The 26,880-nt window shown below is 59.7% G+C and carries 22 protein-coding genes and 9 pseudogenes; 10 read left to right on the top strand and 21 right to left on the bottom strand.

The genetic code is table 11. The features are described 5' to 3' along the window. Positions 1–73: 73 nt before the first annotated feature. From tnpC to tnpA, 3 genes and pseudogenes are all read right to left on the bottom strand, one after another. A pseudogene (gene tnpC / locus ACKWRH_RS45545) lies at positions 74–1,492 on the bottom strand (IS66 family transposase); the annotation flags it as partial. A gap of 51 nt (positions 1,493–1,543) precedes the next feature. Then, positions 1,544–1,861, bottom strand: a complete 318-nt coding sequence (gene tnpB, locus ACKWRH_RS45540) for an IS66 family insertion sequence element accessory protein TnpB (RefSeq protein ID WP_445222821.1) — start codon at positions 1,859–1,861, stop codon at positions 1,544–1,546. Next, on the bottom strand, positions 1,855–2,277 hold the full coding sequence (gene tnpA / locus ACKWRH_RS45535) for an IS66-like element accessory protein TnpA (RefSeq protein WP_445222820.1): 423 nt from the start codon (positions 2,275–2,277) through the stop codon (positions 1,855–1,857). Before tnpA ends, tnpB begins: the two co-directional genes overlap by 7 nt. A 106-nt stretch (positions 2,278–2,383) precedes the next feature. Between tnpA and ACKWRH_RS45530 the strand changes: the two are divergent. Continuing rightward, a pseudogene (locus tag ACKWRH_RS45530) lies at positions 2,384–2,647 on the top strand (hypothetical protein); the annotation flags it as partial. Between the two features lie 34 nt (positions 2,648–2,681). Here ACKWRH_RS45530 and ACKWRH_RS45525 read toward each other — a convergent pair. Next, positions 2,682–2,966, bottom strand: coding sequence for a LexA family protein (locus tag ACKWRH_RS45525; protein WP_445222819.1), 285 nt, complete (start codon positions 2,964–2,966; stop codon positions 2,682–2,684). A gap of 38 nt (positions 2,967–3,004) precedes the next feature. On the opposite strand from ACKWRH_RS45525, the gene ACKWRH_RS45520 reads away from it, so the two are divergent. Together ACKWRH_RS45520 and ACKWRH_RS45515 are read left to right on the top strand one after the other, a co-directional pair. Next, positions 3,005–4,100 (top strand): IS630 family transposase gene (locus tag ACKWRH_RS45520; protein ID WP_445222818.1). Its coding sequence is split into 2 segments (ribosomal slippage): positions 3,005–4,048 and positions 4,050–4,100, totalling 1,095 coding nucleotides; the frame shifts between segments, so codons are not numbered across the junction. After that, positions 4,099–4,302: pseudogene (locus tag ACKWRH_RS45515) on the top strand (recombinase family protein); the annotation flags it as partial. The gene ACKWRH_RS45520 and the pseudogene ACKWRH_RS45515, both read left to right, overlap by 2 nt. Before the next feature lie 17 nt (positions 4,303–4,319). On the opposite strand, the gene ACKWRH_RS45510 reads toward ACKWRH_RS45515, so the two are convergent. Both ACKWRH_RS45510 and ACKWRH_RS45505 read right to left on the bottom strand, forming a co-directional pair. Next, a complete protein-coding gene (locus ACKWRH_RS45510) occupies positions 4,320–5,474 on the bottom strand; it encodes a zinc ribbon domain-containing protein (protein WP_445222817.1) in 1,155 nt (384 codons plus the stop codon). 13 nt (positions 5,475–5,487) lie between these two features. Continuing rightward, the gene (locus tag ACKWRH_RS45505) at positions 5,488–6,255 is read right to left on the bottom strand and encodes a recombinase family protein (protein WP_445222816.1); all 768 of its coding nucleotides are present in this window, start codon (positions 6,253–6,255) and stop codon (positions 5,488–5,490) included. Positions 6,256–6,766: 511 nt separating this feature from the next. On the opposite strand from ACKWRH_RS45505, the gene ACKWRH_RS45500 reads away from it, so the two are divergent. Next, entirely contained in the window at positions 6,767–8,437 is a 1,671-nt protein-coding gene (locus tag ACKWRH_RS45500; protein WP_445222815.1) for a recombinase family protein, read from the top strand. On the opposite strand, the pseudogene ACKWRH_RS45495 reads toward ACKWRH_RS45500, so the two are convergent. From ACKWRH_RS45495 to ACKWRH_RS45460, 8 genes and pseudogenes are all read right to left on the bottom strand, one after another. Continuing rightward, positions 8,433–8,537, bottom strand: a pseudogene (locus tag ACKWRH_RS45495) (IS66 family transposase); the annotation flags it as partial. The gene ACKWRH_RS45500 and the pseudogene ACKWRH_RS45495 sit on opposite strands and share 5 nt — an antisense overlap. A 3-nt stretch (positions 8,538–8,540) precedes the next feature. After that, positions 8,541–9,452 carry an SWIM zinc finger family protein gene (locus tag ACKWRH_RS45490; protein WP_445222814.1) on the bottom strand — a complete coding sequence of 304 codons (912 nt, stop codon included), beginning with the start codon at positions 9,450–9,452 and terminating at the stop codon, positions 8,541–8,543. Positions 9,453–9,455: 3 nt separating this feature from the next. Beyond that, positions 9,456–12,161 carry a DEAD/DEAH box helicase gene (locus ACKWRH_RS45485; protein ID WP_445222813.1) on the bottom strand — a complete coding sequence of 902 codons (2,706 nt, stop codon included), beginning with the start codon at positions 12,159–12,161 and terminating at the stop codon, positions 9,456–9,458. A 78-nt stretch (positions 12,162–12,239) separates the two neighbouring features. Next, complete coding sequence (locus ACKWRH_RS45480; RefSeq protein ID WP_445222812.1) at positions 12,240–12,410, bottom strand: hypothetical protein; 171 nt, start codon at positions 12,408–12,410, stop codon at positions 12,240–12,242. A gap of 49 nt (positions 12,411–12,459) precedes the next feature. Beyond that, a pseudogene (locus ACKWRH_RS45475) lies at positions 12,460–12,654 on the bottom strand (transposase); the annotation flags it as partial. 45 nt (positions 12,655–12,699) lie between these two features. Then, positions 12,700–12,825 (bottom strand): annotated as a pseudogene (locus tag ACKWRH_RS45470) (transposase); the annotation flags it as partial. An 18-nt stretch (positions 12,826–12,843) separates the two neighbouring features. Then, positions 12,844–13,317 (bottom strand): hypothetical protein, encoded by a 474-nt coding sequence (locus ACKWRH_RS45465; protein WP_445222811.1) that lies wholly within the window; start codon positions 13,315–13,317, stop codon positions 12,844–12,846. A gap of 45 nt (positions 13,318–13,362) precedes the next feature. Continuing rightward, on the bottom strand, positions 13,363–13,725 hold the full coding sequence (locus ACKWRH_RS45460; protein WP_445222810.1) for a hemolysin-type calcium-binding protein: 363 nt from the start codon (positions 13,723–13,725) through the stop codon (positions 13,363–13,365). 210 nt (positions 13,726–13,935) lie between these two features. On the opposite strand from ACKWRH_RS45460, the gene ACKWRH_RS45455 reads away from it, so the two are divergent. After that, positions 13,936–14,076, top strand: a complete 141-nt coding sequence (locus tag ACKWRH_RS45455; RefSeq protein ID WP_198024887.1) for a hypothetical protein — start codon at positions 13,936–13,938, stop codon at positions 14,074–14,076. A 12-nt stretch (positions 14,077–14,088) separates the two neighbouring features. Continuing rightward, on the top strand, positions 14,089–15,189 hold the full coding sequence (locus ACKWRH_RS45450) for a hypothetical protein (RefSeq protein ID WP_445222809.1): 1,101 nt from the start codon (positions 14,089–14,091) through the stop codon (positions 15,187–15,189). Between the two features lie 103 nt (positions 15,190–15,292). Here ACKWRH_RS45450 and ACKWRH_RS45445 read toward each other — a convergent pair whose 3' ends face one another. From ACKWRH_RS45445 to ACKWRH_RS45435, 3 genes are all read right to left on the bottom strand, one after another. Next, the gene (locus tag ACKWRH_RS45445; protein WP_445222808.1) at positions 15,293–15,634 is read right to left on the bottom strand and encodes a DUF6894 family protein; all 342 of its coding nucleotides are present in this window, start codon (positions 15,632–15,634) and stop codon (positions 15,293–15,295) included. 97 nt (positions 15,635–15,731) lie between these two features. Then, entirely contained in the window at positions 15,732–15,992 is a 261-nt protein-coding gene (locus ACKWRH_RS45440; protein ID WP_445222807.1) for a hypothetical protein, read from the bottom strand. Positions 15,993–16,546: 554 nt separating this feature from the next. Continuing rightward, positions 16,547–16,843: a hypothetical protein gene (locus tag ACKWRH_RS45435; protein ID WP_445222806.1), complete on the bottom strand. Its 297-nt coding sequence runs from the start codon at positions 16,841–16,843 to the stop codon at positions 16,547–16,549. Between the two features lie 1,250 nt (positions 16,844–18,093). Here ACKWRH_RS45435 and ACKWRH_RS45430 point away from each other — a divergent pair. Next, positions 18,094–19,078 (top strand): annotated as a pseudogene (locus ACKWRH_RS45430) (helix-hairpin-helix domain-containing protein); the annotation flags it as partial. Positions 19,079–19,208: 130 nt separating this feature from the next. Here the strand turns inward: ACKWRH_RS45430 and ACKWRH_RS45425 are convergent. The 4 genes and pseudogenes from ACKWRH_RS45425 to ACKWRH_RS45410 form a co-directional block, all read right to left on the bottom strand. Next, positions 19,209–19,691, bottom strand: a pseudogene (locus ACKWRH_RS45425) (transposase); the annotation flags it as partial. A 64-nt stretch (positions 19,692–19,755) separates the two neighbouring features. Beyond that, the gene (gene ltrA / locus ACKWRH_RS45420) at positions 19,756–21,285 is read right to left on the bottom strand and encodes a group II intron reverse transcriptase/maturase (RefSeq protein ID WP_445222706.1); all 1,530 of its coding nucleotides are present in this window, start codon (positions 21,283–21,285) and stop codon (positions 19,756–19,758) included. Positions 21,286–21,867: 582 nt separating this feature from the next. Continuing rightward, entirely contained in the window at positions 21,868–22,338 is a 471-nt protein-coding gene (locus ACKWRH_RS45415) for an IS3 family transposase (protein WP_445222805.1), read from the bottom strand. Further along, positions 22,335–22,625, bottom strand: coding sequence for a transposase (locus ACKWRH_RS45410; protein ID WP_283023207.1), 291 nt, complete (start codon positions 22,623–22,625; stop codon positions 22,335–22,337). Before ACKWRH_RS45410 ends, ACKWRH_RS45415 begins: the two co-directional genes overlap by 4 nt. Before the next feature lie 75 nt (positions 22,626–22,700). Between ACKWRH_RS45410 and recD2 the strand changes: the two are divergent. The 3 genes and pseudogenes from recD2 to ACKWRH_RS45395 form a co-directional block, all read left to right on the top strand. Further along, positions 22,701–23,930 (top strand): annotated as a pseudogene (gene recD2, locus ACKWRH_RS45405) (SF1B family DNA helicase RecD2); the annotation flags it as partial. 1,223 nt (positions 23,931–25,153) lie between these two features. Beyond that, a complete protein-coding gene (locus ACKWRH_RS45400; protein ID WP_445222804.1) occupies positions 25,154–25,339 on the top strand; it encodes a hypothetical protein in 186 nt (61 codons plus the stop codon). Continuing rightward, positions 25,340–26,794, top strand: coding sequence for a GntP family permease (locus ACKWRH_RS45395; RefSeq protein WP_445222803.1), 1,455 nt, complete (start codon positions 25,340–25,342; stop codon positions 26,792–26,794). Positions 26,795–26,880 lie beyond the last annotated feature (86 nt).

The following is a 26,880-nucleotide window of genomic DNA, read 5'->3' as shown; positions in this document are numbered from 1 at the left end:
GACACATGCAAGCCGCCAACTTTTCGCGCATTGCTCAAACAAAACCCTTGCACCACGGGAGCCATCCACACATACAGGTCTCGATTAGCGAAGCCAGAACTGCCCAATTCTCGGCGCCCTCGTCGCAACCGACAAAAAGGGAGTTCTTGGCGTTGAGCTTGATCGGCCGCATCGCACGCTCGACAGCATTCGTGTCCATCTCGATGCGCCCGTCATCAAGGTAGAGCGTCAGGCCGTCCCAATGACGCAGCGCGTAACGCAGGGCCTTCGCCGTGTCGCTCTTCTGTGCAAGGTGATCAAGCTTGGCCTCAAACCACTGCTTCAAGGCTGTAGCCAGAGGTCGGGCATGCGCCTGCCTGCCAGCACGGCGCTCGGCATCCGATCGGCCGCGGAGGGTCTTCTCGATCGCGTAAAGCTGGGCGATGCGCTCGAGAGCCTCGCGGGCAACCGGAGCTGGCGCCGGAGCAGCCTCGCGCTCGATCTTCACAAACTGGCGCCTCAGATGCGACCAGTAGAAGGCGAGCGTCCCGGACAGGGCGTCCGCACGCGTCTCTCGGGTCATGGTCTTGTAAGCCTGATAGCCGTCGCAATGGATGATGCCGCGATAGCCCTCGAGCAAGCGCAAGCCATGGACGGCCCCACGGCCCGGCGCATAGGCATAGACCACGCCAGGTGGGTCAGGTCCGGCCCACGGCCTGTCATCGCGCGATAGCGCCCAGAAGTAGCCGGTTTTTGTCCTGCCGCGTCCCGGATCCAACACCGGTGCGGGGGCCTCATCGGCACAGAGCTTCGAAGAGGCGAGCAGAAGCTCGCGCAGACGATGCCACAAGGGCTTCAATTCCTGGGCGGCGTAGCCGACCCAGAAGGCGAGCGTGGAACGGTCGATGGCGATACCGTGGGTCGCCAGCATCTGCGCCTGACGATAGAGCGGCAAATGCCAATGATACTTGGCGTCAATTACATGCGCGACGAGACGCTCGGTCGGCAATCCCCCCTTGATCAATCGCTCGGGCGCAGCGTGCTGGAGGACGATGCCATGACAGGCGCGGCAGGCCAGCTTGGGCCGGCGGGTGACGATCACCCTGTATTGCACCGGAACGACGTCGAGCCTCTGGCTCTCATCGTGACCAATCTCAACGAGATCGCCTTTGCAGCACGGGCAGCAGGTTGCAGCCGGCAGCAGGGTTTCGACGATGCGCGGCAAATGCTCCGGAAGCTGACCACGGTTGGCTCTGCGCTTGGCAGTTCTCTTCTCGCGGGCTCTGGGATTGGCGCGATCCTCAGCTGCTTCGAGAGTCGCGACGGCCTCTTCGATGTCCTCCAGAACAAGCTGTAGCTGATCAGCGTCCAGCTTTTCCGACGATCGACCGAACTGCGCATCCTTCGCAAGCTTGAACAACCGCTCGAGCCTGGCGCAGCGATCCAGCAGAGCCGCGGCAAAGACACGCAGCTCGGCTGGATCGCTCGGCAGCTCATCAGGCAAATCACTCATAGGCCCAAGTCTGCCATGCTTCGCGCCCCGATGCAGCGAAGATTTGTATCTTTACGCAAGCGCTTTCGGCTGCGGGATTCGAGGCGCGTGCATCCGCGTCCAATCCATGCCGGCCAGAAGCGCGGACAGCTGGGCGGCATTCATCCGCATCACACCGGCCACGATGGGAGGCCATTTGAAGCCGCTGCCATCCCAGACGACAATCTTCACCCGATCAGCGCGCTTCGCACGGAACACCACCGCCACGCCCTTCATCGGGTCATGGCCCAGCGTCTCCTGCGCCAACAGCGCCAAGCCCTCCGCACCTTTTCTGAAGTCCACAGGTTGCGTCGCCACGTAAATCGTAAGGCTCGCGGGCGGCGTCAGCATGAACGTGTCCGTCGAAGCGCCAAGAACACATCACTCAACACAGCAAGGCCAGGCGTCCCTCGCACCTCCACTCGTGCCCCCTGGAGTTCAACCGTCACAATGGCTGCTTCCGGCGACCCGGCAGGCTCTGCGGACGCCGGTAGCGCCGATTCCGACAGCACCGGCACGAACGACAGCGTCTCCGCCGAAGCCAGCAGCACCAACTGGCCCAAACGCGCCCTGCGCCGCCAGTCATGCACCTGCTGGGGCCGGCAGCCATGGCGACGGGCGACGTCTGTGACAACCGCCTCCGGCTCGAGGCTTTCCGCGGCAATCTGTGCCTTCAAATCATCCGGCCAGCGCTTGCGACCTGCGCCAGCGAACACTTCAATTCGCGGTGACAACGGTCGTCTTATGTCGTCAGAATGGTCGTCCATTGTGAGCACCCTTCCAGAAGATGACTCTTCTAACGGTGCTCTCAAGACTCCGCACAAACAATCCAAAGGGCCTCGGCGCTACGCTTACGGTCAATTGAATGCCGCTGACGATGATGAGCGCCTGATCCTTGCGATAGGCCGCTACATCGGTGAAGGCTTCGATGACGCCAGGCTCGATACGTTGTTCCTGACGATGCCGATCGCCTGGAAAGGAACCCTGGCGCAGTATGTCGGTCGTCTCCATCGCCTCCGTGATGGTAAGAGAGATGTGTTGGTCGTCGACTATATCGATAATGCAGTCCCCGTTCTGGCCCGGATGGCTGCGAAGCGACGCACGGGTTATCGCGCGCTGGGCTACGTGATTGAGTAGTGGCGCCCCGCTGTGAGCGGAGCGCACTAGTGGTTCATCGCAGTGATTTTGACGTTTTGATACCGAGCCATTCGAGGATGGGCAAGTTTTCAGGTGGCAAGAGGATCTCAATGCTTCGCGCGACGCCGGGCTGCCGGCGAATGAAGCCGTTCCGTTCGAGCGTAACGATCATCTGGTGGACTGACGGCGGGCTGACGCGGAAATGGCGCTGGATGTCGGCCTCGGCGGGCGGCTGTCCGAACATGTACGAATAGGTATGGATGAAAGCGAGATAGTGACCCTGCTTCTCGGTCAAGTGCGCGCCTGATTTTTGACTCATCGCTGGATTCGTCCCGGCCTCCGACAAGGAGGCGAAGCATGAATGTACGTTATCGGGTCGAATTGAGCCAAGCCGAGCGGGACGAACTGACGGCGATGCTCGGCGGCGGCAAACATGCCGCCCGCAAACTCAAACGGGCGCAGATTTTGCTGGCGGCCGATGCCGGCAGCTGCGACGCGGAGATTGTCCGAACCGTCCGGGTCAGCCTTTCCACCGTCGGCCGGACCAAGCGCCGCTTCGTAGAAGGCAATCTGGAGCGGGCCTTGAGCGAGGAGCCGCGGCCGGGCGCGGAACGCAAGCTGACAGGCAAGGAAGAGGCCCTGCTGGTGGCGACGGCATGCGCCAAGCCGCCGGCCGGCCGCAAACGCTGGACGCTGACGCTGCTGGCCGACGCAATGGTCAAGCTCACCGATCACGACAGCCTGTCGGGCGAGACCGTGCGCCGCCGGCTGGCCGACAACGACCTCAAGCCGTGGCGCAGGGACATGTGGTGCATTCCCCGTGTCGACGGCGAATACGTCGCCCGCATGGAGGACGTGCTCGACCTCTATGCTGAAGAGACCCCCGTCCAGCTGATCGGCCAGGTGCGTCAGCCGATCCCGGCCCAATCGGGACAGCGCGAGCGCTACGACTACGAATATCGCCGCAACGGCACCGTCAATCTCTTCGTCACCTTCGATCCGCATCGCGGCTGGCGCAACGTCAAGGTTACAGACCGCCGCGCTGCCGTAGACTACGCGTACTGCATGCGCGAACTCGTCGACGTCCATTATCCCGATGCCCCCTGCATCCGTGTCGTGCAGGACAATCTGTCGATCCATACTGCCGGCGCGCTGTATCAAGCATTTGCGCCTGCCGAGGCCCGCCGCATCCTGCGCCGCCTCGAATTCCACTACACCCCGAAACACGCCAGTTGGCTCAACATGGTCGAGTGCGAGATCAGCGTACTACAACGCCAATGTCTCGGCCGCCGCATCGACGATCCCAAAAGGCTCCGAAAAGAGATCGCTGCATGGCAACGGCAGCGAAATGAAACGCGAGACCGCATCAAATGGATGTTCACAACCGACAAAGCTCGCGCGCAAACTCGGCCGCGCCTATCCAGCTGCCGCCAAAGAGTCAAAACCACTGTGATGAACCACTAGGCAAGTCTGGTGGCGGCGTTGCAAGACGTGGATTTGAGCGGTTGTTGGCGTTAATCTGCGAGGGCCGTGTCGGCGCGGTGTTTTCGATCGAGGCTTCCCGCCTCGCTCGAAACGGTCGAGACTGGCACACGTTGTTGGAGTTTTGCGGCTTGGTCGGCACGCTCATTGTCGATGAAGATGGCGTCTACGATCGATCATGTTGATACCTTCATTTGTTTGCTCTCGGGTCGAAAACGAGGTGATCTCGAGCTCCTGCCTTAAGCTCTCGCAACGCAACAATGCTGGCTTCCGTATCAGGAAAGAGGAATCGCTTGTCCCAGGGATCGCGCTGGATATTAATGGTGCCGCTGCGGATACGTCGCTTGATCCAAGAACTCGAAACTCCCAAACGCTTTGCCATTGCGGTCACCGGCAGCCAGCCAGCAATGTGACGAGCACGCGTTGCGACGCCGTCCTGCAGTACGCGATAGCGCTGCCGCACGATCTGAACGGTTCGTGCTGGAACATAATTTCGGCGCGGTGAGCGGTGCCCCTCCTGGGTCAAGGTATTGGCGATTTCGGCATCATCAAAACCCTGGCGGGCCAGCTCAAGGATCCTTGCTTGCATCTCAGTCCCTCGAGTTAGAGCATGCAGTGCATGGACCCTCGGCTCGACTTCCAATTCGGATATCTCGCCACCACACCAGACGATCCGGACCGCGATTCGATCGCGCGTGACGCGGTGGAGAACAACCTTATCAATCAGCGTTCGTAATAACTGCTTCTTATCTGCCCGGCTCACACCAGCCCGCCGCCAGAGCTCAGGCAAGTGTGGACCAAGCGCAAGAAACTCATTCTGCTCCTCTGGGGTCAACATGGCTGATTTGCTCTTCGTGGCCCGGCGGGTGGTCAGCGCCTCTTCAGCCTGCCGGAGTTCGCGTAGCGCTCTTTCCCATCGCCGCTCCAGCTCAGCGGCGATGAGGCGATTGTCAGGATCGACCCGATTATACTGTCGTTCGGCCAGGAGTGCCTGATAGCGTAGTCGTTCAACCTGCTGTTCTTCGGCGCGATCAAGCGCTTCGTCAGTCTGCTGCCGCGCATTGAGCGCACCCCTCCAGGCCTCCACTTCAGCGGGAGCGATCGCTGCAAAGAATGCAGCCACCACCTGCGCGTCGATTGGATCGGCGGGAAGATGCTGGCATAGCGTCTTGCCTTGGTGGTTCAACAGGGAATTGCAGACGTAGCGAGACCCGCCCTTGTATTGTATCGACATCTTGTGGCCGCACCGGCCGCACCAGGTGATGCCCTGCAAGATAGCTGCCCCCTCTCGGGGCACGCCACGCGTTTGATTGCGTTGGTATTCGGCATGGTTATCGCGCAACATGGCCTGGATCCGCTCAAAGCCATCCCAATCGAGGGCAGCGGGCCGTCTTTAGTTTACCACTTGCATAGGTCGTGCGGCAGGACTTGGTACGGCCATAGACGAAAGCGCCAGCATAGGCCGGATTCCTCAAAATTCCGGAAATCATGCTGGCCGATGGTGTCCGCCACGCAATATCGCCGAACCGGTCCCGCCGCGGTATGAAGAGCGCACGATCTCGGAATGACCGGATGACCTTGCCTACCGAACCGCCCTCCAGAAATGTCGTGAAAACCAGTGATATCCGCTGCTGCACCTCCCTGCTTGGATCCTTCGATGCCACGCCATTGGCGTCACGTTCCAAACCCGCCGGTAACAGCAACGTCAACTCGCCGCGCTCGGCCTTGGCGCGCAGCCCCGCCGTCAGACGGCCGCGCAGTGTGTGCAACTCCACTTCGGAGATTGTGCCCTTTAGGCCGAGTAACAGGCGCCCATTGGTTGAGCCAGGATCGTAAACGCCGTCGCGATCCGCAATGAGGCATTGCCGGTAGCCGCAAAGATCGAGTAGCGGGTACCAATCAGAGCAGTTGCGCGCGAGACGCGTCACCTCGTAGGAGAGAACGATTCCGATTTCACCCAACGTGACGCGGGCGATAACGTCCTTGAAACCCTCGCGATGCGCTGCTGTCGATCCACTCAACCCGAGGTCGGCATCAACGACGTCAATGTTGGTATCATCCCAACCGAGATCGGTGGCTCGCTGTCGCAGTGCATACTGCAGCCGCAGGCTTTCCTGGTTGGTCATCACCTGATGAGGCGTGGACTGCCGAATGTAAATTACGGCTCTGCGACACAGGTGGCTCCCCGTCACGAGATCCGACCTCATGGCTCTCCTCCCAGCGAACCACGCGAGCTTGCGAATTGTGATTCGGAGCCGTGCCCTAAAGAATCACTTGTCGGCTGATTCGCCAAGCTCCTCGGCACCACGTCCCTTGAAAGCCGGAGCAAGTGTCGAATGCTTTCGAGCGAAAGCTTGCTTGACGGGACAGACAGCCGCTCGCCATAGAGGTTGGTTGCTGCAGCTCGAATTCTCAGCAAAATGCCGTCGCGATAATGAACGAGAACGCAGCCGCCGGGTCGGAGCGAGCTTCCGGCCGATACCAAATCAAAGCGCCGTCCGTATAGTGGATGGGTCGGGTCGGTTACGGTAATCTGCTCCAACCGATCAGATGGCTCCCGAATAGGGGGCATCCTGCTGTGTGGTCGTATGTTCGCGGTCGATCAACGATCGATTGCTCTTGGGGATGAAGGGAACGATGAGCGAGCTGGAGCTCAGCGTCATTCGACAGCGATCAGTTGAAGCCGTCAAACAAAAGGCTCGGCGCGGCGAGCACTTCACGACGGTCGCCATCGGGTACGTGAAGACGAAAGATGACCGAATCGAGAAAAACCCGGACGTACGTGTCCGCGAGGCGCTGGATCTCGTCTTCAGGAAGTTTGTGGAGTTGCAATCGATCCGGCAGATCTTGCTCTGGTTGACCCAAGAGAAGATCGCGCTACCCTTCGCCGTTGGAGGTTCGAACGATCCGACAATCGAATGGCGCATACCAAGCTACACGACCTTGAATCACATGCTCACCAACCCTGTTTATGCCGGTGCGTACGCGTTCGGACGACGGGGTGTCCGGACGACGATTGAGAACGGCCGGAAGAAGGTGAAGCGAAATCCCCAACGAGATTGGAAAGTCTGGGACGTGCTGCTCCGCGACCATCACGAGGGCTATATCTCCTGGGATGAGTTTGTTCGAAACCAGCGGCTCATTGCGGACAATGCCAACGGCAAGAGCTATCTGGGTCGAGGAGCCGTCCGACGCGGCGAAGCACTTCTCCCTGGGCTTCTGCGCTGCGCGCGATGTGGTCGGCGGTTATACGTTCAGTATTCTGGTAGAGGCGGCGACACGCAGAGATATATCTGCCGCGGAGACTTCAACAAAGCGGCCGTCGCAGCCTGTCTTGGCTTCGGTGGAATGCGCCTCGATCGGATGGTGGCGAGAGAGGTGCTGGAGCGGCTTCAACCGCTTGGCGTTGGGGCTGCGCTAAATGCAATGAAAACTCAGGGCGCCGAACAGTCGGAAAAATTGCGTCAGCTGCAAAGGTCTCTGGAACAGGCGCAGTACGAAGCGAACCGGGCGTATCGTCAATACGACGCGGTCGACCCCGACAATCGTCACGTCGCTGGTGAGCTTGAGCGTCGCTGGAACGAGCGCATCCAAGCTGCGCGTACAATTGAGCGCGAACTCGAGGGCCTGACCAGTTCACCTTCCCCTGGACTCAGCGCCGGCGATCGCGAAGCGCTGCTTAAGCTCGGGGACGATCTGAATAGAGCCTGGCAACGCCCCGGTGTTACGTCGGAGATCAAAAAGAAGATCCTGCGTAAAGTGCTATCGGAAATCGTCGTCGACGTGGATCAGGACAATGAGCATCTTGACCTCGTCATCCATTGGCAAGGTGGCGATCACACCCGCTTGAAGGTTAAGAAGAACCGTGTCGGCGTGACGCGTCGGACGACCGACACCGAAGTAGTTGATCTTGTGCGCGCGCTCGCACGTCAAATGCCTGACTACGCGATCGCCGCCTTGCTCAATCGCTCCGGAAAAACAACCCCGCGCGGGGCGTCCTGGACGAGGACGAGCGTATGTTCGTTGCGCAGAACGCGCGAGATCGCGCGTTATCGTGAGGGGGAACGCCAGGATCGAGGCGAGCTCTCGTTAATCGAAGCAGCGGAGATGCTCGACGTCAGTCCATCAACCATACGTCGCATGATCGTTGAGGGACGATTGCCCGCGGAGCATTTATGCAAGGGTTCGACATGGATCATCAAACAATCTGATCTCACGCGACCGGACGTGCGCCAGGATGCCTCTCGCAGGCGATCGCGCCGTAGTCCGCCCTCTTGCGACGCCAACCAGAAATGCCTTGAGTTATAAGGAGATAGACAGATGGGTAGTATGAAGCGCCCTCGTCGCTACCCGCGAAGAGACTATTTTTTCTCGTAATTGTTTTCGGCCTGATGGCGCGTTCGACGATGTACTATCGTCGCCGCCGAGTGCGCCGTTTCTTGGCACTTGCGCAGGTTGTCTTTTTCGTTCCCGGACTGGCCCGAGTCGCACGATGTAAAGCGACATCGGTCTTCTCTGCTGGCTTGGTCTTTCCGGCAGCTATCTTGCCTTTTTGCGCCTTGAAGTGTTGGGGACGCTTTGGGACTGTGAAGGCAGGATTTGGGGTATCGGGAGTTTCGGCCATCTCCAGCCCGAATAGAGCGGCGACATCGCTTTCATCAAGCACCTTCGCCGCGCCGGGCGCCGTTGTTAGCGGAGAATCCTGTCCAGCGCTGGCGAGCATTTCAGTTTCCTCCACATCACGCAGCACAAAAAGAAGCTGAGGCTTTTCATCTAGCCTGGTGCCGACGCCATACAGTGCTGCCGCAACGTGCTTGCACATGTCTGCCCAATCTGGACAGCTGCAGGACAGCTTGATTTCCGTCGGCGACGGAAACAGGCCGTCACCCTCTCGACAGACCCGGTCCATCACGCCTTTCGCCAAGCGGCCCTGCAGGAGTTCAACCAGCGAATCGATGGTGCCGGCGCAGTCCTGACAGATGGATTTCCAGCGTCCCCGCGTAACTGGCGCAATGGCAATCGTGACTTGGTAGAGCTCAGACCCGGCTACCATTGCCGAGATCTCGCCCTTGGCAATTTGCAGATCGATAACAGAGCCGTTTCGGACATAGGTTCGACCGCGCGGCAAGCGGTTCTCATAGTCGCTGTATCGCTCGAGGTTAGCGCACCACGACTTGCCCCAGAAGCTCTTGGCAATTGTGCGGCCATCGACCTTCACGGGCGCAACGGATCGCCCGTGTTTTTTGAGCTTGACCAGCTTGCGTTCAGCTTGCCGCCGCTTCTCGGCCACCGGCACGTAAGGGCGCCACTCGTAGTAGCTCATTCATCACCCCTCCTTCATCGCGGCGCCCAGATCGAGAGCCACGAGTTTAAGAAACTCCTCGTCCCTCATCTCAGTCAACAGGATGTCGGCTCCGCCGTTGAGGAAATCCCCAGCCAATTGTTTCTTTGAATCGATCATTTGGTCGATCTTTTCTTCCACGGTGCCACGACAAAGGAACTTATGTACGAGTACATTCTTGGTCTGTCCGATCCGGAAGGCACGGTCGGTGGCTTGATTTTCGACAGCCGGATTCCACCACCTGTCGAAATGGATGACGTGCGAGGCTGCGGTAAGATTGAGCCCGGTGCCGCCTGCTTTGACCGAGAGCACGAAGAACGGAACGTTTTCGTCTTCCTGAAATTGGCGCACCAGATCCTTACGTTTCTTAACCTCCGTCTCGCCATGCAGGACAAGGCCGGGCCTTCCCAATACGGACCCGAGGAACGCCGCAAGCGGCGCCGTTGTCTCCCTGAATTGGGTGAAGACAAGTGCCTTTTCCTGCCGAGAAGCAACCACTTCCGCGATGTCGCGCAGACGCCCGAGCTTGCCGCTGTCGTGCTCGGACCACCGGCCGTCCCCGAGCCACTGCGATGGATGGTTGCAGATCTGCTTCAACCGCATGAGAAAAGCCAGGACGATGCCTTTTCGTTTTATTCCATCGACCTCTTCGAGATGGCTGGCCAGCTCTGCCACCGCTTGCTGATAAAGCGCCGCCTGCTTGCGGCTCAATGGGCAGAAGGTTTTCACCTCGGTCTTGTCGGGCAGGTTGGCAATGATGCTCTTATCGGTCTTCAGCCGTCGCAGGATATAGGGGCGCACCAGATCGCGGAGCGGACCGTAAGAGTTATGTGGCCGGTCGGCGAGGCGTTTGACGAATGCCGAAAATTCCTTCGACGATCCCAGCAAGCCAGGATTGATGAAGTCAAAGATCGACCAAAGGTCACCGAGCCGATTCTCGATGGGCGTGCCGGTCAGCGCAATGCGCATTTCTGCCTTGAGCCTCTTGACCGATTTTGTCTGCTTGGCAGCCTGGTTCTTGATGGCCTGTGCTTCATCGAGCACCACAAACCGCCACGGTGTAGCTTCTAGCCAAGGCGTGCGCGTCAGAAAGCCGTAGCTTGTGATTACGAGATCGACGTCTGCGAATTCGTCCGCACTGTATGTGTTCAGTTTCTCGGACGGGGCAGCCGATGGATGGACCACGACTGTTTTCAAGCTTGGCGCAAATCGACCAATCTCCGCGGCCCAATTGGCTAACAAAGAGGCGGGGGCTACGAGCAGGCTCGGCTTGCAATTTTCCTTCGCCTCGTTCTTGAGCACCAGCAGCAGCGACAAGACCTGGATGGTTTTGCCGAGCCCCATATCGTCGGCAAGACAGGCCCCAAGCTTGAGCTGCGTCAGCAGATAGAGCCATTGCACACCCGACTGCTGATAGGGTCGCAGCGTGCCCCGAAGATTTTGACCGGGACCGACCCGCAACAACCGATCGGGATGGCGCAAGGAGGCCAGCTTCTCCGCCAACCAGGGGCCGGCCACGGTCTGGCTCAAGTCAACGCCGGCTGGTCCAGCAGTCTCATCTCCGACAATGCCAGCCCCAGCCAGCATGCGCATCGCCTCACCGAACGAAAGACCATGGGCAGCGGCGCGGCACTCGATGGCCTCAAATTGCTCAAGCGTGCGATTCAGTCGTTCATGATCGACCTCCACCCACTTGCCGCGGATGAAGGCCAATCCGTCGGAATGAGCCAGGAGTTGCTTGATCTCGGCCTTCGAGAGGCTTTCGCCCCCGAGCGTCACCTCCATTTGAAAGTCGAGCAGTGCGTCCATTCCTATTTGTGATGGCGCATTGCCCCCGACTGTCGCCTTCACTTGCGGGCGCGCCGGGCGGTTCATGCGCCAACTCGCTGGCATCCGCACGATCACCCCGGCGCCTTCGAGCGCGGGAACATCCTTGAGGAATTGCAGAGCTTGCTGTGGGCTCCAGCGCAGCGGGTGAAAGATATCACCCGCATCGACTATGGTCTTCAGCCAGAGGCACCTCTCGGAGGCGCGCTGGACGGGCATCAGCAGCGACAGCAGGCGTTCGCGGTTTCTCGCGCCGGCATACTCCTGCAAGGCCTTGCCGAGCGGCAGATGCTGGGCCCTGGCCTCAGCCGAAAGCCGGGTCGTGTAGGTCGCAAGAAACGCGAACGGGGCCTCCTCGTCCTTCCGGTTCTCCGCAAGGTTAAAATAAACGCGTCCAACCAGGTTCCAGGCCGGATGACGACTCTTGAGAAACTCCTGCACGGAGAGCTTGGCTTGCACCAGCTCGGCATCAAAGGCCGCATCCATACCCCGCCAAAGATCGGCAAGGACAGCCGCTGACAAATATTCCGCGCCGGTCATGGGCGGAACGACCGCTGCCATCGTGTCCAACTCGCTATCGGCGGGAATCGGCACAGGTGGCTTGATACGGCCGTCTCCAATATTAGGAAGAGCGCACAGTGCAGTCATGTAGCGCATTCCAAGCTCTCGCCAATACGACAACCCCGGTGGGAGAACCGTCCCGACTTCGTTGGCGCCGAGCCACAACAATCCGTGTCCTGAGCCCCGTAAAAATGCTTTCTCCAGCCGCAAGCCCTGATCGGGCTCCAACGCAGGAGGAGCTTGCGCCGTTTGTCGCAGCGTCAGCAAACCATGCGGGGTAAGAACGGGTTCCAGCGTCATCATGACGGTGAGACCTTGCGACCGGAAATGTCCACGATTTTGGGAGCCACTCGCCACATCGAGAAGTAATTCACCATTCTGTCACGAAGTACCGAGCATGGGCGCGGTCAGCAATTCCTTGACTAGCATGAACTGCTGAACGCACTCCGCGACTGCGGCCGGATCATCCTCCTCCAAAACATCAACGTTCCTTTCGTTTTGCGAACGCTCGATATGCATCAACTGTGCGCCAATCTCATTCGTCGTGAACATGCGCCTCACCTCGGAAATAAACTGCGAACAGCGCAGCTTACGCACATGGCTAGGAACCCGTCCAGATAGCTTTCTGGTTGGCGCATTTTGACACGAAATCCCGCTGATGCGGCCTTGCGAGGTTAGCGAGCTTCACGAGGTTGTGGGCGGTGCAGATCATCGCCCATTCGGCACGCACGTTTGCCAGGCCCGGCAACAGGAACTGGCGGAAGCCGCGTGCCTGCTTGATCTGTCCGAACCCGTCGCGCACCGCCTTGCGCCAGATCGACAAATGCTGCGGCGACAGACCGTGGCGCCGCGCGACGTCCGAGACGATCGCGCCCGGCACAAAGGATTCCGAGACGATCCGTCCTTTGACCTCGTCGCTCCAGCGCCGCCGAACCCGTCGCTGCGATGCGATAACACGCCCGATCATCTATGCAAACCGTTCTCGTCAAGACGGAACGCATATTGCCGATCTGCTCAACAGCAACAAGGTGCGGGAGACACGCCGCTTACGGTTCACCAGCGCATCCTGCGCCTCCTTCGGCAACTCCCGCCACTCTGACCCCAACGGCGCTGTGCGCGATGCCACCCGCGAGCAGGCCCATCTGATGCATGCCGAACCGGGTTCGCCGATATCGCCGTCCAGCTTGCCATGAGCCTCTCCCCGATTTTGGTGGTGAGAGACTCCGCATGCACCGCAAAGCGGTTCATTCAATGATGATGCCGCGCTCTTGACCACTGAATCGAGTAGCGCCGACAACGCGTTGAGCGCTTCCAGGCTGACAAAGGGCTCTGCCGTCAGGCTGCAACCGCAGGCACATGCCGCGCGATCGAACATCCAGGATGGGATCTCCAGAAAACGCTGCGTCTCCGATCCATCCAGCGTGCAGCGGAAAACAACGCCGTCAGCCTTGTCGATCACGGCATGGACGAAAACCTCGCGGCCTGCCCAAGCTGACCGAGCAAGTCAGATGAGTAGATCGGTGATATGCGAGATGGAGAAATAATTCTCCGGGTGATGCTGAACATCGTTAGCATTTACATTGGAGAGCGTGATCGAATTACCCTTTCCGAGGTCAACAACCGTGGTGTCCGGGCCAACCGCGTGGATGTGATCGACAACGTTAGCAACCGTATGAATGTTAGTGTTATTGATCCCATCCGCGATTTGCAGTTTGTCCCCCATCGTGAAGTCCCTCACGGTATCCTTGCCGCCCCCGCTCGTGAAGATGAAGTTGTCGTTGCCCTGATTGCCGAACAGAGTATCGTTGCCTTCATCGCCGTACAGATAATCGTCACCGTCACCACCAGAGAGCGCATCATTGCCCACGGCCGCTTTCCTCGCCCCGGTCGTGCTCGCGGGCCCACAGATAAGAATAGAGGATGACAGTTGCTCGAGCGTGGCGACGCTGTACCGGAGGATCGCTCGTGAGCAGCGCAGCCTGCACGGAGGTCATCTCCGCCGCCCCCGGCGAGAAGCTCGATCTCTTCTTGACGACGGCGAACCGGCTCGGTGCGCCGATCGGGATCGTTCGCGCTCGTGCCGACCGTCGCCATGATCGACGCGCTCGCGCGTGACTATGCAAACACGACGCCAATGATCTTCGGCGAGGCCCCTCGGTTCGAGCACATCCTGGCGTCGATGGAAGAGATCGAGCGCGCGGCGAACAGGGTGCGATGATAGGATTGAGTCATGGATGAGGTTCCGGAGAATATTCCTGCACGACTGCCCGATCCCGCCACGATCGAGGCGGTCCTCGCGCGTCTTCCGGCCGGAGCTGACGAATCGGCGCTGGCCGCCGCGCTGACGGAGGCATTTCCGGGATTTTCCTTTTCGGCGGTCAGCATCGACGACCGGTATTGGCGCGATACGCGCTCGGTGATCGGCACCGACGGGACACGGATCGCAGAATACCGGCCGTGGATGGAAGCCGAGCTCGCCAAGGACAACGGCGACATTGGCGCCCTCTGGACACGATTGCGCGAGAGCAATCTTCAGATCTCGGAGTGGCACGGCAACAGCGTGTACGCCTTCGCGCCGACTGGACCGGGCGCCGCGGACTATGTGCAAATCCGTCTCGGCCGAGAAGTCGAATGGCGCGCCGGGCCAATCGTCAATCCCACATACCGCCCTTGGGGCAAGGACGAATTGCTTGACCCGTCATGGATCGCGCACGACGATATCTCCGATAACAATGTCATCGAAGGTCCGGTCTTTCGGATGCTTGGCCGCGCCGGAAGCGGCGTCGTCCATGTCCGGAGCTTCCTGACGCGGTGCGCGCGCCTCGAGCGCGAAAAGCGCGAGGCGCAGCGGCCGGAGATGGAACGCCGGGTGGTGCGGGAAGTGACGCGAGAGGGCACGACCGAGACGCCGTTCCTGGAATTGGTGCCGGACTGGTTCGAGTACGTGCCACGGGAGAATCGCTTTTTCCAGGATTGGGACGAATCGAGCGCTTTGGCCGAACGCATGTATGCGCACTGGGCGCTCGACATTTACGACTATGACGACAAAGGCACGCGCGAGATCGGATTCGTGCCGCGTCCGCTGCATCTGCCGGAAGAGAGGCTCATCGCTGGCGACGCCTCGGTTCATATCCTGATGGACCGCGTGGAAGCCATCGACCGTGAGGTCGGTGTCCCATTTGGTTGGTTCTTTTTGATGACCCATGGTAATCGAGTCGAGCCAGAGGTTGGTCTTGCGATCGCCAAGGGCCTGCGTGACCAGCGCGTGGTCTTACCTGATCGGGACACTCGCGTGCTGCTTCGCTGGGTCGAGCGGTCTTACGGCTTCTGATAGGACAGGGTGATGGCCAGAATCTGGATTTTCGTTGTCGCTGTCAACCGGCCGCGATCAGCGCGAAGCCATAAGGCATAGCGAGGGCATGCTCGAACAACGGTCAGCTCGAGAGATCTCTATAAACAGGATGCCGGGCGATCTCTTTGCCCGTCTCGTCCGCCACCGTCACCAGGCAGTCAGAGTAGTCGCCAGCATCCATTCCGACTTCACTTGCGACGCGGGCGCCGTAGTCATCGGCTTCGAGTTGGGTGGTGAATTCCCTACCCGCCCTATCCATCGGCAGAACTTCGTTCGTTTCAATATGGCAAACGTATCGCATGAAATAGGCCCTCTCCAGCCAACACATCCTAGCCGCGATGATGGCCGTGATCGCGAAAGCTCCCCGCGGCTCAAGGTTGGCATCACTCAGACCTCCGTTCTCAATGGCAAGTGGCCAGGCCACTCAAGCGAATCCGACGAGTGCGTTTCCTGGCCCTCACAGCAAAATCATCCACCCACGAATTTACCAAACAGACAGGCTTCCTACCTAGATCGTCGCGCTATACCTGTGGTTGATCTCCCGGGCGTTTCCGGTCCGGAGCGCCCTGCTCGCAAAGATGGGTGTGCAGCGCCTGCACGCATGCATCTGCGTTTCTGTTGTCTCGCTTTTCGCACGGAACGACGGTGAGATCGGCTTGGCGATAGTGGGGCGTGCGCTGCGCGATGAGTTCCTCGAAGCGCAGCTTCTTGATGGTCGACGTGTTGGAGCTCTCGGCGACGTAGCTATCCTCCGCTGTGTTTCGGCGTGGGGTCTCGACCATGATCGGCGTAGGGTCCCGTCATCTCAAATCAATGAAATCAACGGCCTGAAAGGGTCTCGACGACGCCGATGGGGGTCAATGTTCGATCAGCATTCACACACATGGCCAACAATCTGATCCGCAGGATGCCCGGAAAAGACTCTCAACGCCTCAAACGCATGACCGTAGCCTGGGACGACGACTTCCTCGCAAGCCTCATCGTACCCTAAAATCCTTCACCCGATTCCCCTGGGATGTGGGGAACGATCCCGTGCTGGTTTCCTGGTTTCCTCAAGGGCGAAGCGTCCACCATTGGTAGGACTGGGATGCACACACATGCTGGATCCTCCTCACCTACAAGTTCTTGTAGTTGACCAGCGCAGCGTTCTATGGGCCGAATCGCTTTCAAGCCCCCTTATGCCAGTCGCGAGGCTCCAACCAGGACTGCAAAGGAGGCTCCAACCAGGACTGCAAAGGAAGGAGATAAAGCCATGTCTCCATTAGAAGCAATCACCCGTTGGCTGCAATCACAAGACTTGGATACTCAGCTTGAGGTTGCCGCATTCGCGAGATTCTCAATTTTCGGGGACAGTAACGTTCTCACGCTTGGCGGGCCGGAGCAGCTCGAAGCTCTTCAGGGATGGTTGACCGAGCCAGAATTGGAGTCGCGGGTCGCCGTAGGCCGTGCCCTGACGTTCCGAGTCTTCTTCGAGTACTTTGCCGAGGGTAGAATTGCAGGCGCCGGATGGAAGCGAACCGAAGAGCTGGTGCGCAGGACTCTGGAACAGGCTAAGCGCGACGGAAAGTTTGCGGCTGCGCGCAGGGCGCAAAGGAAGCTCCAACTTTTGCCAGCCCAAAAAGAGAACTGGCATCGTGTTGCGACATCCTGGAATGGATTGGCTGCGACTTATCTAACACGCGAGGCTCTCACGAATTGGGGCGCCGCTGAGAAGCGCCGAGATCTGAGGGTCATTTCAAGTAGCGACTGTCCTCCATTGGTGCCCTCGATCGATGCATCGTGGACACCCCTTAGTTCTGTTAGTCCCCGCTACTGGGTTGCTGAAGAGGACGAAGAAGGCGCCTGCGAAGGCGTTCCGGGAGATAGGAGCCGAGGCGAAGAAAGTCGCCGTGGCGACGCAGGTGACAGATCAGCTGAAGGAGCTGCAGACGGAGATGGCAGCGGGGACGGTTCAGGGACCGATCAATGACGCTTCGTTCTCAGCCGGAAGGTGGACACCCAATCCAGTTTTTTGCTTCACCGTATTCCACGCTGTCATACGTGGGCTGCAGCGTAGCCCGCGTCTAACGCCGTCGCAGCCGGCTGAATATGCGGTCAGCCGCTGAGATACTTTGCGACCAAATCCTTCACGAACACAATCCACAAGCGACCGGCGATCACCCCGATCGCATCCTTGCCGAAGCTTGAGAAAGTATTTTCGACTCCGCACTCGTACTCAATACGCATCTAAAGCCCATCGATGCGCCGCTGTTGGTTGACTACGCCTAATCCGCCGCCCGAATTGTCAAGCTGAGGCGGCAGGGCCACATGGCCGACTTGAAGGAGAATTCACGCCTCTCACGATGGCCTTTGCCACGAACCTGTGATTGACGCCGCGAGGTTCTGTTGATCCCGGATTAGGGTTTTGTCTCCAAAGTACCACGGGCGGCTTCCCGCAATTTTCTGAAGGCTTCGCCGCCAACAAGTCCATCCTGCGTAATCGATTTTGCATGCTGAATGGGTGTGATATCCCTCCTCATGGCGTTGCTCTCCTTTGTGGAATCAGCACCCTGAGCCTACCGGCTCAGGGTGGGCAACGCCGACCTTTTCAGAAATTCAACAGAACCCGGGGCATCCCCAAGGAGTACATGCAAATGTCCTTTGCGATCATTCGCGGTCGACGTGGGCGGCGACATGAAGTCGATTTTGGCGAATCACCCGTTCGCGTGGAGATTCATGCGAGCGAGGAGACTGTCGAAATCTTCGTCGAAGCGGACGCTGAGACAGCGGCGGAGGAGCGCCGACGCTTCGCCATCATCAATATCCCGCGCCACCAATTCAGCCAAGCTACCGGCGAGGCGGCCCGACGCGCAGCCGATAAAGCCCCCCTAAAACGGCGACATATTGAGACCTCAGAGCGACGCATCATCCCAGGGTCTTGGCCGGCATCGTCAAGCGTGTCACGTTCCACAACGCCGAAAACGGCTTCTGCGTGCTGCGCGTCAAGGCGCGTGGCCATCGGGACCTCGTGACGGCCGTCGGCCATGCTGCGACCATCGCCGCGGGCGAGTGGATCACAGCCACAGGCGATTGGATCAATGACCGGACCCACGGTCAGCAGTTCAAGGCACGGTTCCTGCGAACATCGCCGCCGACGTCGGCTGACGGCATCGAGAAGTATCTCGCCTCGGGAATGATCCGTGGCGTCGGACCGGTCTATGCCAAGAAGCTCGTACGCGCCTTCGGCGACAAGGTTTTCGACATCATCGAGTCGACCCCTGCCAGGCTGCGCGAGGTTGGCGGCATCGGCCCGGTCCGCGCCGCCAGTATCTTGGCTGCCTGGGCCGAGCAGAAGGCCGTCCGCGAGATCATGGTGTTCCTACACAGCCACGGCGTCGGAACGGCACGTGCGGTGCGGATCTTCAAGACCTACGGTTCCGATGCGATCCAGGTGATGACCGAGACCCCCTATCGGCTGGCACGCGATATCCGCGGCATCGGCTTCAAGACGGCCGACGCCATCGCCATGAAGCTCGGCGTCGAAAAAACAGCGATGATGCGGGTGCGCGCTGGAATCTCCTATGCCCTGACCGAGGCGATGGATGACGGGCATTGTGGGTTACCGACTGACGAACTGATCCCGCTCGCGCAGAAGCTTCTCGAAGTTCCCTCGGGCCTGATCCGTGCCGCGCTCGAACTTGAACTGCGAGAGGGGACCGTGGTCGCAGAGCGGGTTGGTGATGCGCCGTGTGTTTTCCTTACCGCTCTTCATCGGGCCGAACGTACCGTTGCCGATCGCCTGTTGCATCTGGCCAACGGCGCGCCACCGTGGCCAACGATCGATCCCGACAAGGCCTTGCCTTGGGTGGAGAAGCAAATCGGAATGTCCTGAAATGGACCCGCGGAGCGGGACCGCTTGAACCGGTTTGTTGGTTGGAAACTGACCGCTCCTGATCCCTTTCTATCACGCTGCCAGAGACTCTGTCTGCTGCAGCTGCTGTGGGCATGTGGTCAACGCGTCAGCGTTGTCCACCATGTCCACAGCCTTCGCGGCCTGCATCCGTTCGCGCCAGACCGCCATCGGCGCGATAGCCGAGTGCCTGATGAAGGCGGCGACCGTTGTAGAAGGCGATCCAGTTTGCGATTCCTGCCTTGGCCTCGCGACCGTTGGCATAGCCCTTGAGATAGATGTCCTCATGTTTGAGCGAGCGCCATAGCCGCTCGATGAAGACGTTGTCCATCCAACGACCGCGGCCATCCATGGAGATCTTGATCCCTGCGCCCGCCAACGCGCCGGTGAAGGCCGCACTCGTGAACTGGCTGCCCTGGTCGGTGTTGAAGATCTCCGGCCTGCCATACCGTGCCAGAGCGTCGTCGAGCGCAGCGAGGCAGAACGAGGTATCCATTGTATTGGAGATACGCCACGCTAGCACTGCACGGCTCGCCCAGTCGATGATGGCAACGAGATAAAGAAAGCCACGGCCGATGGGCAGTGGAGTAAGAAGCGCGAGCGCGCTTCTCCTCCCCGAACCGTACGTGCACCTTTCAGCGCATACGGCTCTCTGTTCAAGCTTGGCCCATGGCCATAGCAACATCCTGATAGTGCGAGGTGACAGTGCTGCGGGCTTCTTTTCGGAAGATGTAGGGATTTTCCTCCGGATTGCGCCATCGGAACTGCGCCTTCGGACTTGAGACAAGCCGGTAAAGTGCTTTTCCGTGGGGCCCGCCGCGTTCATTTCGACCAAACACGAGCCAGGTTTTCGCCTTGCCCGGTTCCGGGGGTCGGTACCATTTCCGCATCAAAGGTTTGATGCGAGACCGGTATTTGTGCCCCAGCCAGTGCGCCATTTTCCAGAATACGACATGGTCGATGCGCCGGAATACGTGCGCGGTGAAGTCGGTGAACTTATAGAACGCTGCCCATCCCGCCAGTTGACGGTTCAGGCCAGCGATCATGTCGACCGTGCTGACACTATGATTGCCGGAAAGGGCTTCAGTGAGCCTGCGAACAAACCCCTTCGCCTTTTCCTTGGGTATCGTTGTGACGACGGACATGCGCCCGTGCGACCCTCGCTTGCGAATGATCCTGTGCCCCAGAAAGACGAAGCCGTCATTGACGTGAGTGATATGGGTTTTCTCCATATTCAGCGTCAACTTCAGCTTGCCTTCCAGAAAGGCGCGGCATTCTTCGCGGATTTCCTCTGCTTGAGCTTTGGTCCCTTTTACGATGACGACAAAGTCGTCAGCGTATCGGCAATAAGCAACCGCCGGCTTCCATTGCCGGTTCTCTCGAACCGTGATCGGGCGGCCAAGCTTGATGCCGAAGTTCCATGCCCAGCGGTCCTTGCGAGCCTTGTCGCTCAGGTATTTCGCTTCCAGCCACGCATCAAACTCGTGGAGCATGATGTTGGACAAGAGCGGTGACAGCACGCCACCTTGCGGAACACCCTCGCTGGAGGCTGTAAACAGGTCACGGTCAATGTGACCTGCCTTCAGGAACCGCCAGAGAAGATCAACAAACCGCCCGTCCTGCACTCGTCGCCGCACACATCTGATAAGCAGCCGGTGATGGACCGTGTCGAAGTAGCTTGCCAGATCACCTTCGATGATCCAGCGGCCCCTCGTCATGTCGGCTCCATCCTGGAGCTGTATCTTCACGGTGCGGACGGCATGGTGCACGCTCCGTTCAGGCCGGAAGCCATAGGATAGGCGATGGAAGTCGCTTTCCCAGATTGGCTCCATGGCCATGAGCATGGCTCGTTGGACGATGCGATCCGTCAGAGTCGGAATGCCCAGTGGGCGTAGCTTGCCGTTGGTTTTCGGGATATAGATTCGCTTCACCGGCTGGGGGCGATAACTCTCCTCCAGCAGGCTTTTCCGCAGGTCATCCAGATGCTGATCCAATCTGACCTGCAGTCGTTGCTTATCTATTCCGTCGATGCCCGGTGTTCGTGCGCCACTTGACGCCAGAACAATCCGAGCGGCCTCGGCAAGCCATTCCCGGTTGGCAATCAGCCGAAGGAGGCGATCGAACCTTCGGTTCGGATCGCTCCCGGCCCATGTCGCGAGCTTGTGCTGCATTTCACTGATTATCAAAGGTCTTCACCTCATTGGGTCAGGTAGTTTGCACTCCAAGCAGTTTGAACTGTTCCCCTTCGCCATGTGGCAGGCTTTCCCTGCCGCGGACTACTACGGAAACTCCGCCAGCATGGTGGACGTCAGGGTCAACTCCCTTGCGACACAAAGCATCGTGGGTATTCCATCATGCCTTCCCTCGTTCATATGCTGGACGTCATCGTATTGGTGAGGCTGCCGGTCGCAGTCTTTTCCCTTGCTTTCCGCAAGTCGATGCCGATGCCATGGTCTGGCTGCGTTCTCCCCATGACCCCTCGCGAGCGTCCTTACATCTGGGCTCGCGTTCGGATGCCGGCCGTCATATCTGTCCGGCGACATCATCAGCATTCCACCTGTTAAGCCGTGTAGGCGGAGGCGACATTTCAGCCCTCAGATGCGGGTGAACCGGTTCGTGTTCCTCAACCTTCCAATACTTCAGCCTCGGGGACCATCTCGGCTTAACGGCTTCGCCTCAATCCCCTTTACCTGCGGGCTACGTCACCCTGCCAGTTGACGACAGGTCACCGCCGCTTGGGCTCGTGTCCCCTCACAGCAGGGGACAAGTCATTTTTTTTCTTCCTCCTTTCGCTTTTGCATTCCAGTCATACGCGCTTCCCCAAATGTGGGGCGAGGCGCACAATACGTGATGTCGGCCGCCCACACCTGGTTCGGCCGGTCGATCGTCATGTTGCGCAGCAGATAGGGATAGATCTTGTGGCCCGGCACCGGCTTCGTCGTGTTCGGCTTCGGTCCCAGCGCCGCGATGCCCATCTTGCGCATCAGGCGCTGCACGCGCTTGCGATTGACCTGAAGCCCCTCAGCCTTCAGCATCGCGGTCATTCGCCGCGAGCCTAGGAACGGCCAGGCGGTGAACAACTCGTCGATCCGCCGCATCAGGGCAAGGTCGTTGTCGTTGGCCGGCCGTGGCGGCCGGTAGACGCCAGAGCGCGCGATGCCAAGCAACATGCATTGCCGGCGGATCGACAGCGCCTTGTCGGCGCGATCGAGCATTCCTCGACGGTCCGGCGTGCTCATCTTCCGGACCTCCGCACTAAAAAATCGCGCTCGACTGTCAGTTGTCCAATCTTGGCGTGCAGCTTCTCGATCTCGCGTTCGCGAGCGTCCTCGCTCTCCCGCCCGACACCCGCGTCAAAAGCCCGGGCCGCCTGTTCCAGCAGTTGCTTCTTCCAGGCATAGATCTGGTTCGGGTGAACCTCGTAGCGCTGGGCCAAATCGGCCACCGTCGCCTGCTCCCGCACCGCCTCCAGCGCGATCTTTGCCTTCAGTGCCGCGTCGATCTTGCGTCTCGTCTTCTTCGTCATTGCTCACTCCGTCTATCAGACGGAGCGGCCTTTTTCCAACTAAGCCTCCGGTCCCAAAATCGGGGTCCATTTCAGTCCTTCGCGGAAAGCCAGGTCGCCGCGGTTCGCCTCGCCCTGATATCCAAGGTCGTGGTCATGACCGGCGGACCCGGGGTGGGCAAGACCACGATCGTCAAAGGCATCCTGAATATCCTGGCGGCGAAGGGCACCAACCTGCTGCTGTGTGCGCCGACTGGCCGCGCCGCCAAGCGCATGACCGAGGCGACCGGCTTCGAGGCCAAGACCATTCACCGCCTGCTCGAAGTCGACCCCAAGACAGGTGGCTTCAAACGCGGCGAGAACAACCTGCTCGACTGCGACCTCTTGGTCGTCGACGAGGCCTCGATGGTCGACACCATGCTGATGCGGGCGTTGCTGAAGGCAGTTCCGGACGGGGCCGCCATGTTGATCGTCGGCGACATCGATCAGCTGCCTTCGGTCGGTCCCGGCCAGGTGCTGGCCGACATCATTTTCTCCGGCGCCGTGCCGGTGGTACGGCTCACCGAGGTTTTCCGGCAGGCCGCTCAGAGCCGGATCATTGTCAGCGCCCATCGCATCAATCAGGGCGCAATCCCCGATCTCAGTCCGCCGGAAGGCGAAAGCGACTTCTACTTCGTCCAGGCCGATGAACCAGAGAAGGTCGTTGCTCGCATCATCGAGCTCGTGAAAGCCCGCACGCCCAAGCGATTTGGCCTCAATCCGATTCGTGACATCCAGATCCTGTGTCCGATGAACCGGGGCGGTGTCGGCGCCCGATCTCTGAACGTCGAATTGAAGGCCGCTCTCAACCCTGCCGGCGAGCGCAAGGTCGAACGGTTTGGCTGGACCTTCGCCCCTGGCGACAAGGTTATGCAGATCGAGAACGATTACGATAAGGAGGTCCACAACGGCGATATAGGCACGGTGGTCGACGTCGATTCTGCCGAAGGTGAGCTCACCGCAGAATTCGATGGCCGCATTGTTGCTTACGAATTCGGCGAACTCGACATTCTGGCCCCGGCCTATGCGGCGACGATTCACAAGAGCCAGGGATCGGAATACCCCGCCGTCGTGATTCCGATCATGACCCAGCACTACGCGATGCTTCAACGTAACCTGCTCTACACCGGCGTCACCCGCGGCAAGAAGCTGGTCGTTCTGGTTGGACAGAAGAAGGCCGTTGCCATCGCGGTACGGAATGTTTCCGGGCGGCGACGGTGGTCCAAGCTCGCCGAGTGGCTGCGCGAGGCTTCATCCGACCATGCGCCGATTGGCACAATCATTTGATCTCGGCGCGCGATCCGCAACAGAGCCGACCATCGTCAACCTGCCAGCGCGAATTCGAGATGGGTCGGCGATGACGACAACAATCACAGCATGGACGGCTCCCCCACTTATTGCATGAGCATCTGGCGATGCCCGCCTCCCGCATTTTGCGTCCAATCCGCAGAAAAAATGCTCGCTACGTCACAGAATCTCGCATTAGGAGCCGGACTGTGATGCGATCAGAAGACTTCCGTTGGCGAAGAGCACCAGGACCTGCCCGTCGTTCCACGTAAACACCTGAAACTTGATGCCCTCCTGGATCTCGCTTGACATGAGAGTGCCTGCGCAGCCAAATCTGTAAACAACGTCTGCATAGTTCGAGCCCAACTCGACACTTTTGAACTCCAAGTCCGTCACGCGACAATGTCCGGCCGGGAATGAGTGAGCGTTAACGGAGCTGTAACTTGTGTCTAAATCATCAGGAGCGGCCGGATTGACGAGCGCTCTGCTTGCTGGAGCGCTGGCTTTCGCTAATCGGGAACCGCTCGGGCCTGGCCGCACGAAGAGCCACGCGAAGACCGCAACCGCTGTGATCCGCAGGACTGCTCGCCGATTAATAGAGCTGCGTGCCCCAGCGAATATTCGAGATGTCGTCACCGAATCTGGGATGCTGGCAGATTTGATGGTGGATTGCTGGCAGAGGTGCTGATCATTTCCAGATGGTGCACGTGAAGTGGAAGACTTCGGCTGAATGAAAAACAATGGGCTTCCCTCACATTATTATTCCGGAGAGGATGGTCAGGTCGACCCGACGTCAGCACAACGCACTCCGCGTTATCGGTGCATGAAATTGCGCCGCCCCCTGAGTCTGCCGCCAATCGGACAACGAATTCATCACCAGCTCCAGCCAGCTGACAATTGCTTGTAGTGGCGACATCGCTTCAGCTGTCTCCCAGTCTTGATTGTGCTCATGACTGCCAGTGCAGGCCTGAAATCGATTCAGGCCCGGAGAACGCGACGTTGGTCAACTACAAGAATTTGCGGGTGGCGGAGATCAATCTCATTCGAGAGAATAAGCAGCTCTTGTAGAGCCCGATGGCAGAAGACCTGCTTAAGGCAGTCGAATCCGCCATAGCGAGGCAAAATGAACTTGAATGCAGACGAGTTAATCCGCCGAGCCGTTGGCGCTGTCGGGTCCGCCAGTCCTTATCTCCGTAAGCTCGGTTCGGTCAGCGAGGGCGCGCTTGGTCTGCTGCTCGTCGACGGAAAAACCGCTGCAAGACACCGGGCTGATCCAAAATCCGGAGATGCGCCCGGAAGGATGGCTCGCAGCAAGCGAGTTCATTGACGCTTTCGGCACGGATATCGGCAAGCGCTCGACGGCCGATCTGGATATCCCGCTCCTGAACAGCCTGCTCACGGAGTGCTGAATGGGACTGCTGGGCATCCTCGTTGGGCTTTCGCTGCTCATTTTCTTTGCGTTTCGTGGCTGGAGCGTCCTGCTGCTCGCGCCGATCGCGGCGCTGGTGGCGGCCGCGTTCGGCGCACAGCCGTTGCTTGCCAACTGGACCCAGAATTTCATGGTGAGCGCCGCCAACTTCCTGGCGCAGTTCTTTCCGATCTTCCTGCTCGGCGCCATCTTTGGCAAGCTGATGGATGACTGCGGCGCAGTCGCCTCCGTGGCTGCCTTCATGACGAGATGCTTCGGCGAGCGCCGCGCGATCCTTGCCGTCGTGCTGGCGGGGGCGCTCGTCACCTATGGCGGGGTAAGCCTGTTCGTCGCCTTCTTCGTCATCGTCCCGATGGCGCAATCGCTGTTCCGTGCCGCCTCAATTCCCCGCCGCCTGCTGCCGGCGACCGTCGTGCTGGGCACCTCAAGCTTCACCATGTCGGCGTTGCCGGGAACGCCGTCGATCCAGAACGTGATCCCGATGCCATTCTTCGGCACGACGCCCTTTGCGGCGCCCGGCCACGGCATCGTTGCATCCCTTGTCATGCTCGGTATCGGCCTGTGGTGGCTGCGACGGGCTGAGGGGGCCGCCCGCGCCGCCGGCGAAGGTTATGGCGAGGAGGCACCGGCGGCAACCGAGGGCACGCCGGATGATGAGCTGTTACGTGAACGTGCGACCACCGCCCGCGAGTTCGATCCTGCAGAGATCCGGCATGGACGCCGCAGCAAGGCGCCACCGCCTGCACTGAACGCCATCCTGCCACTGGTGGTCGTCGTCGCCGTCAATCTTCTGATGTCGCTTGGCGTGTTGCCGAGGCTTGATTTCTCCTACCTTGCCGACGAGCGCTGGGGCGGCACATCGATTTCAGCCGTCGCCGGCGTCTGGTCGGTTGCGATCGCGTTGACCGCTGCCATCATAACCGTCATGGTTCTCAACTGGCCTCGGCTGCCGGCGCTTCGGCAGACCATGGATGCCGGCGCGAATGCGTCCGTACTGCCGGCGCTGAGCGTTGCAAGTCTGGTCGGCTTCGGCGCTGTCATTGCAGCGCTGCCCGCATTCGCAGCCGTGCGCGACTGGGTGCTGGCAATCGAGGGCGGCCCCCTTGTTTCTCTCGCGGTTGCAACGAATGTCCTGGCGGCGCTGACCGGCTCGGCGTCGGGCGGCCTCACGATTGCGCTCGACGCACTCGGCCAGACTTATGCCGAGATCGCGGCGCAAACTGGCATCGACCCCGCTCTGATGCATCGTGTCGCGGTGATCGGCTCAGGCACGCTTGACATTTTGCCGCATAACGGCGCAGTGGTCAGCCTGCTCTCGATCTGCGGCATGACCCATCACGACAGCTACTTCGACATTTTCATGGTCGGCATCGTTCCGTCGGTCGTCGCGTTGGCCGTCGTGATCATGCTGGGCGGCGGAGTGGGATCATTTTGAATGGGTACCTGCTTTGTCACGACGCAGGCTTCTTGATCGCGACTGTGAATGCTGATCGAACATTGACCCCCATCGGCGTCGTCGAG

Source organism: Bradyrhizobium sp. Pa8 (genome assembly GCF_052588265.1).
This window is presented reverse-complemented; position numbering and strand designations above follow the sequence as displayed.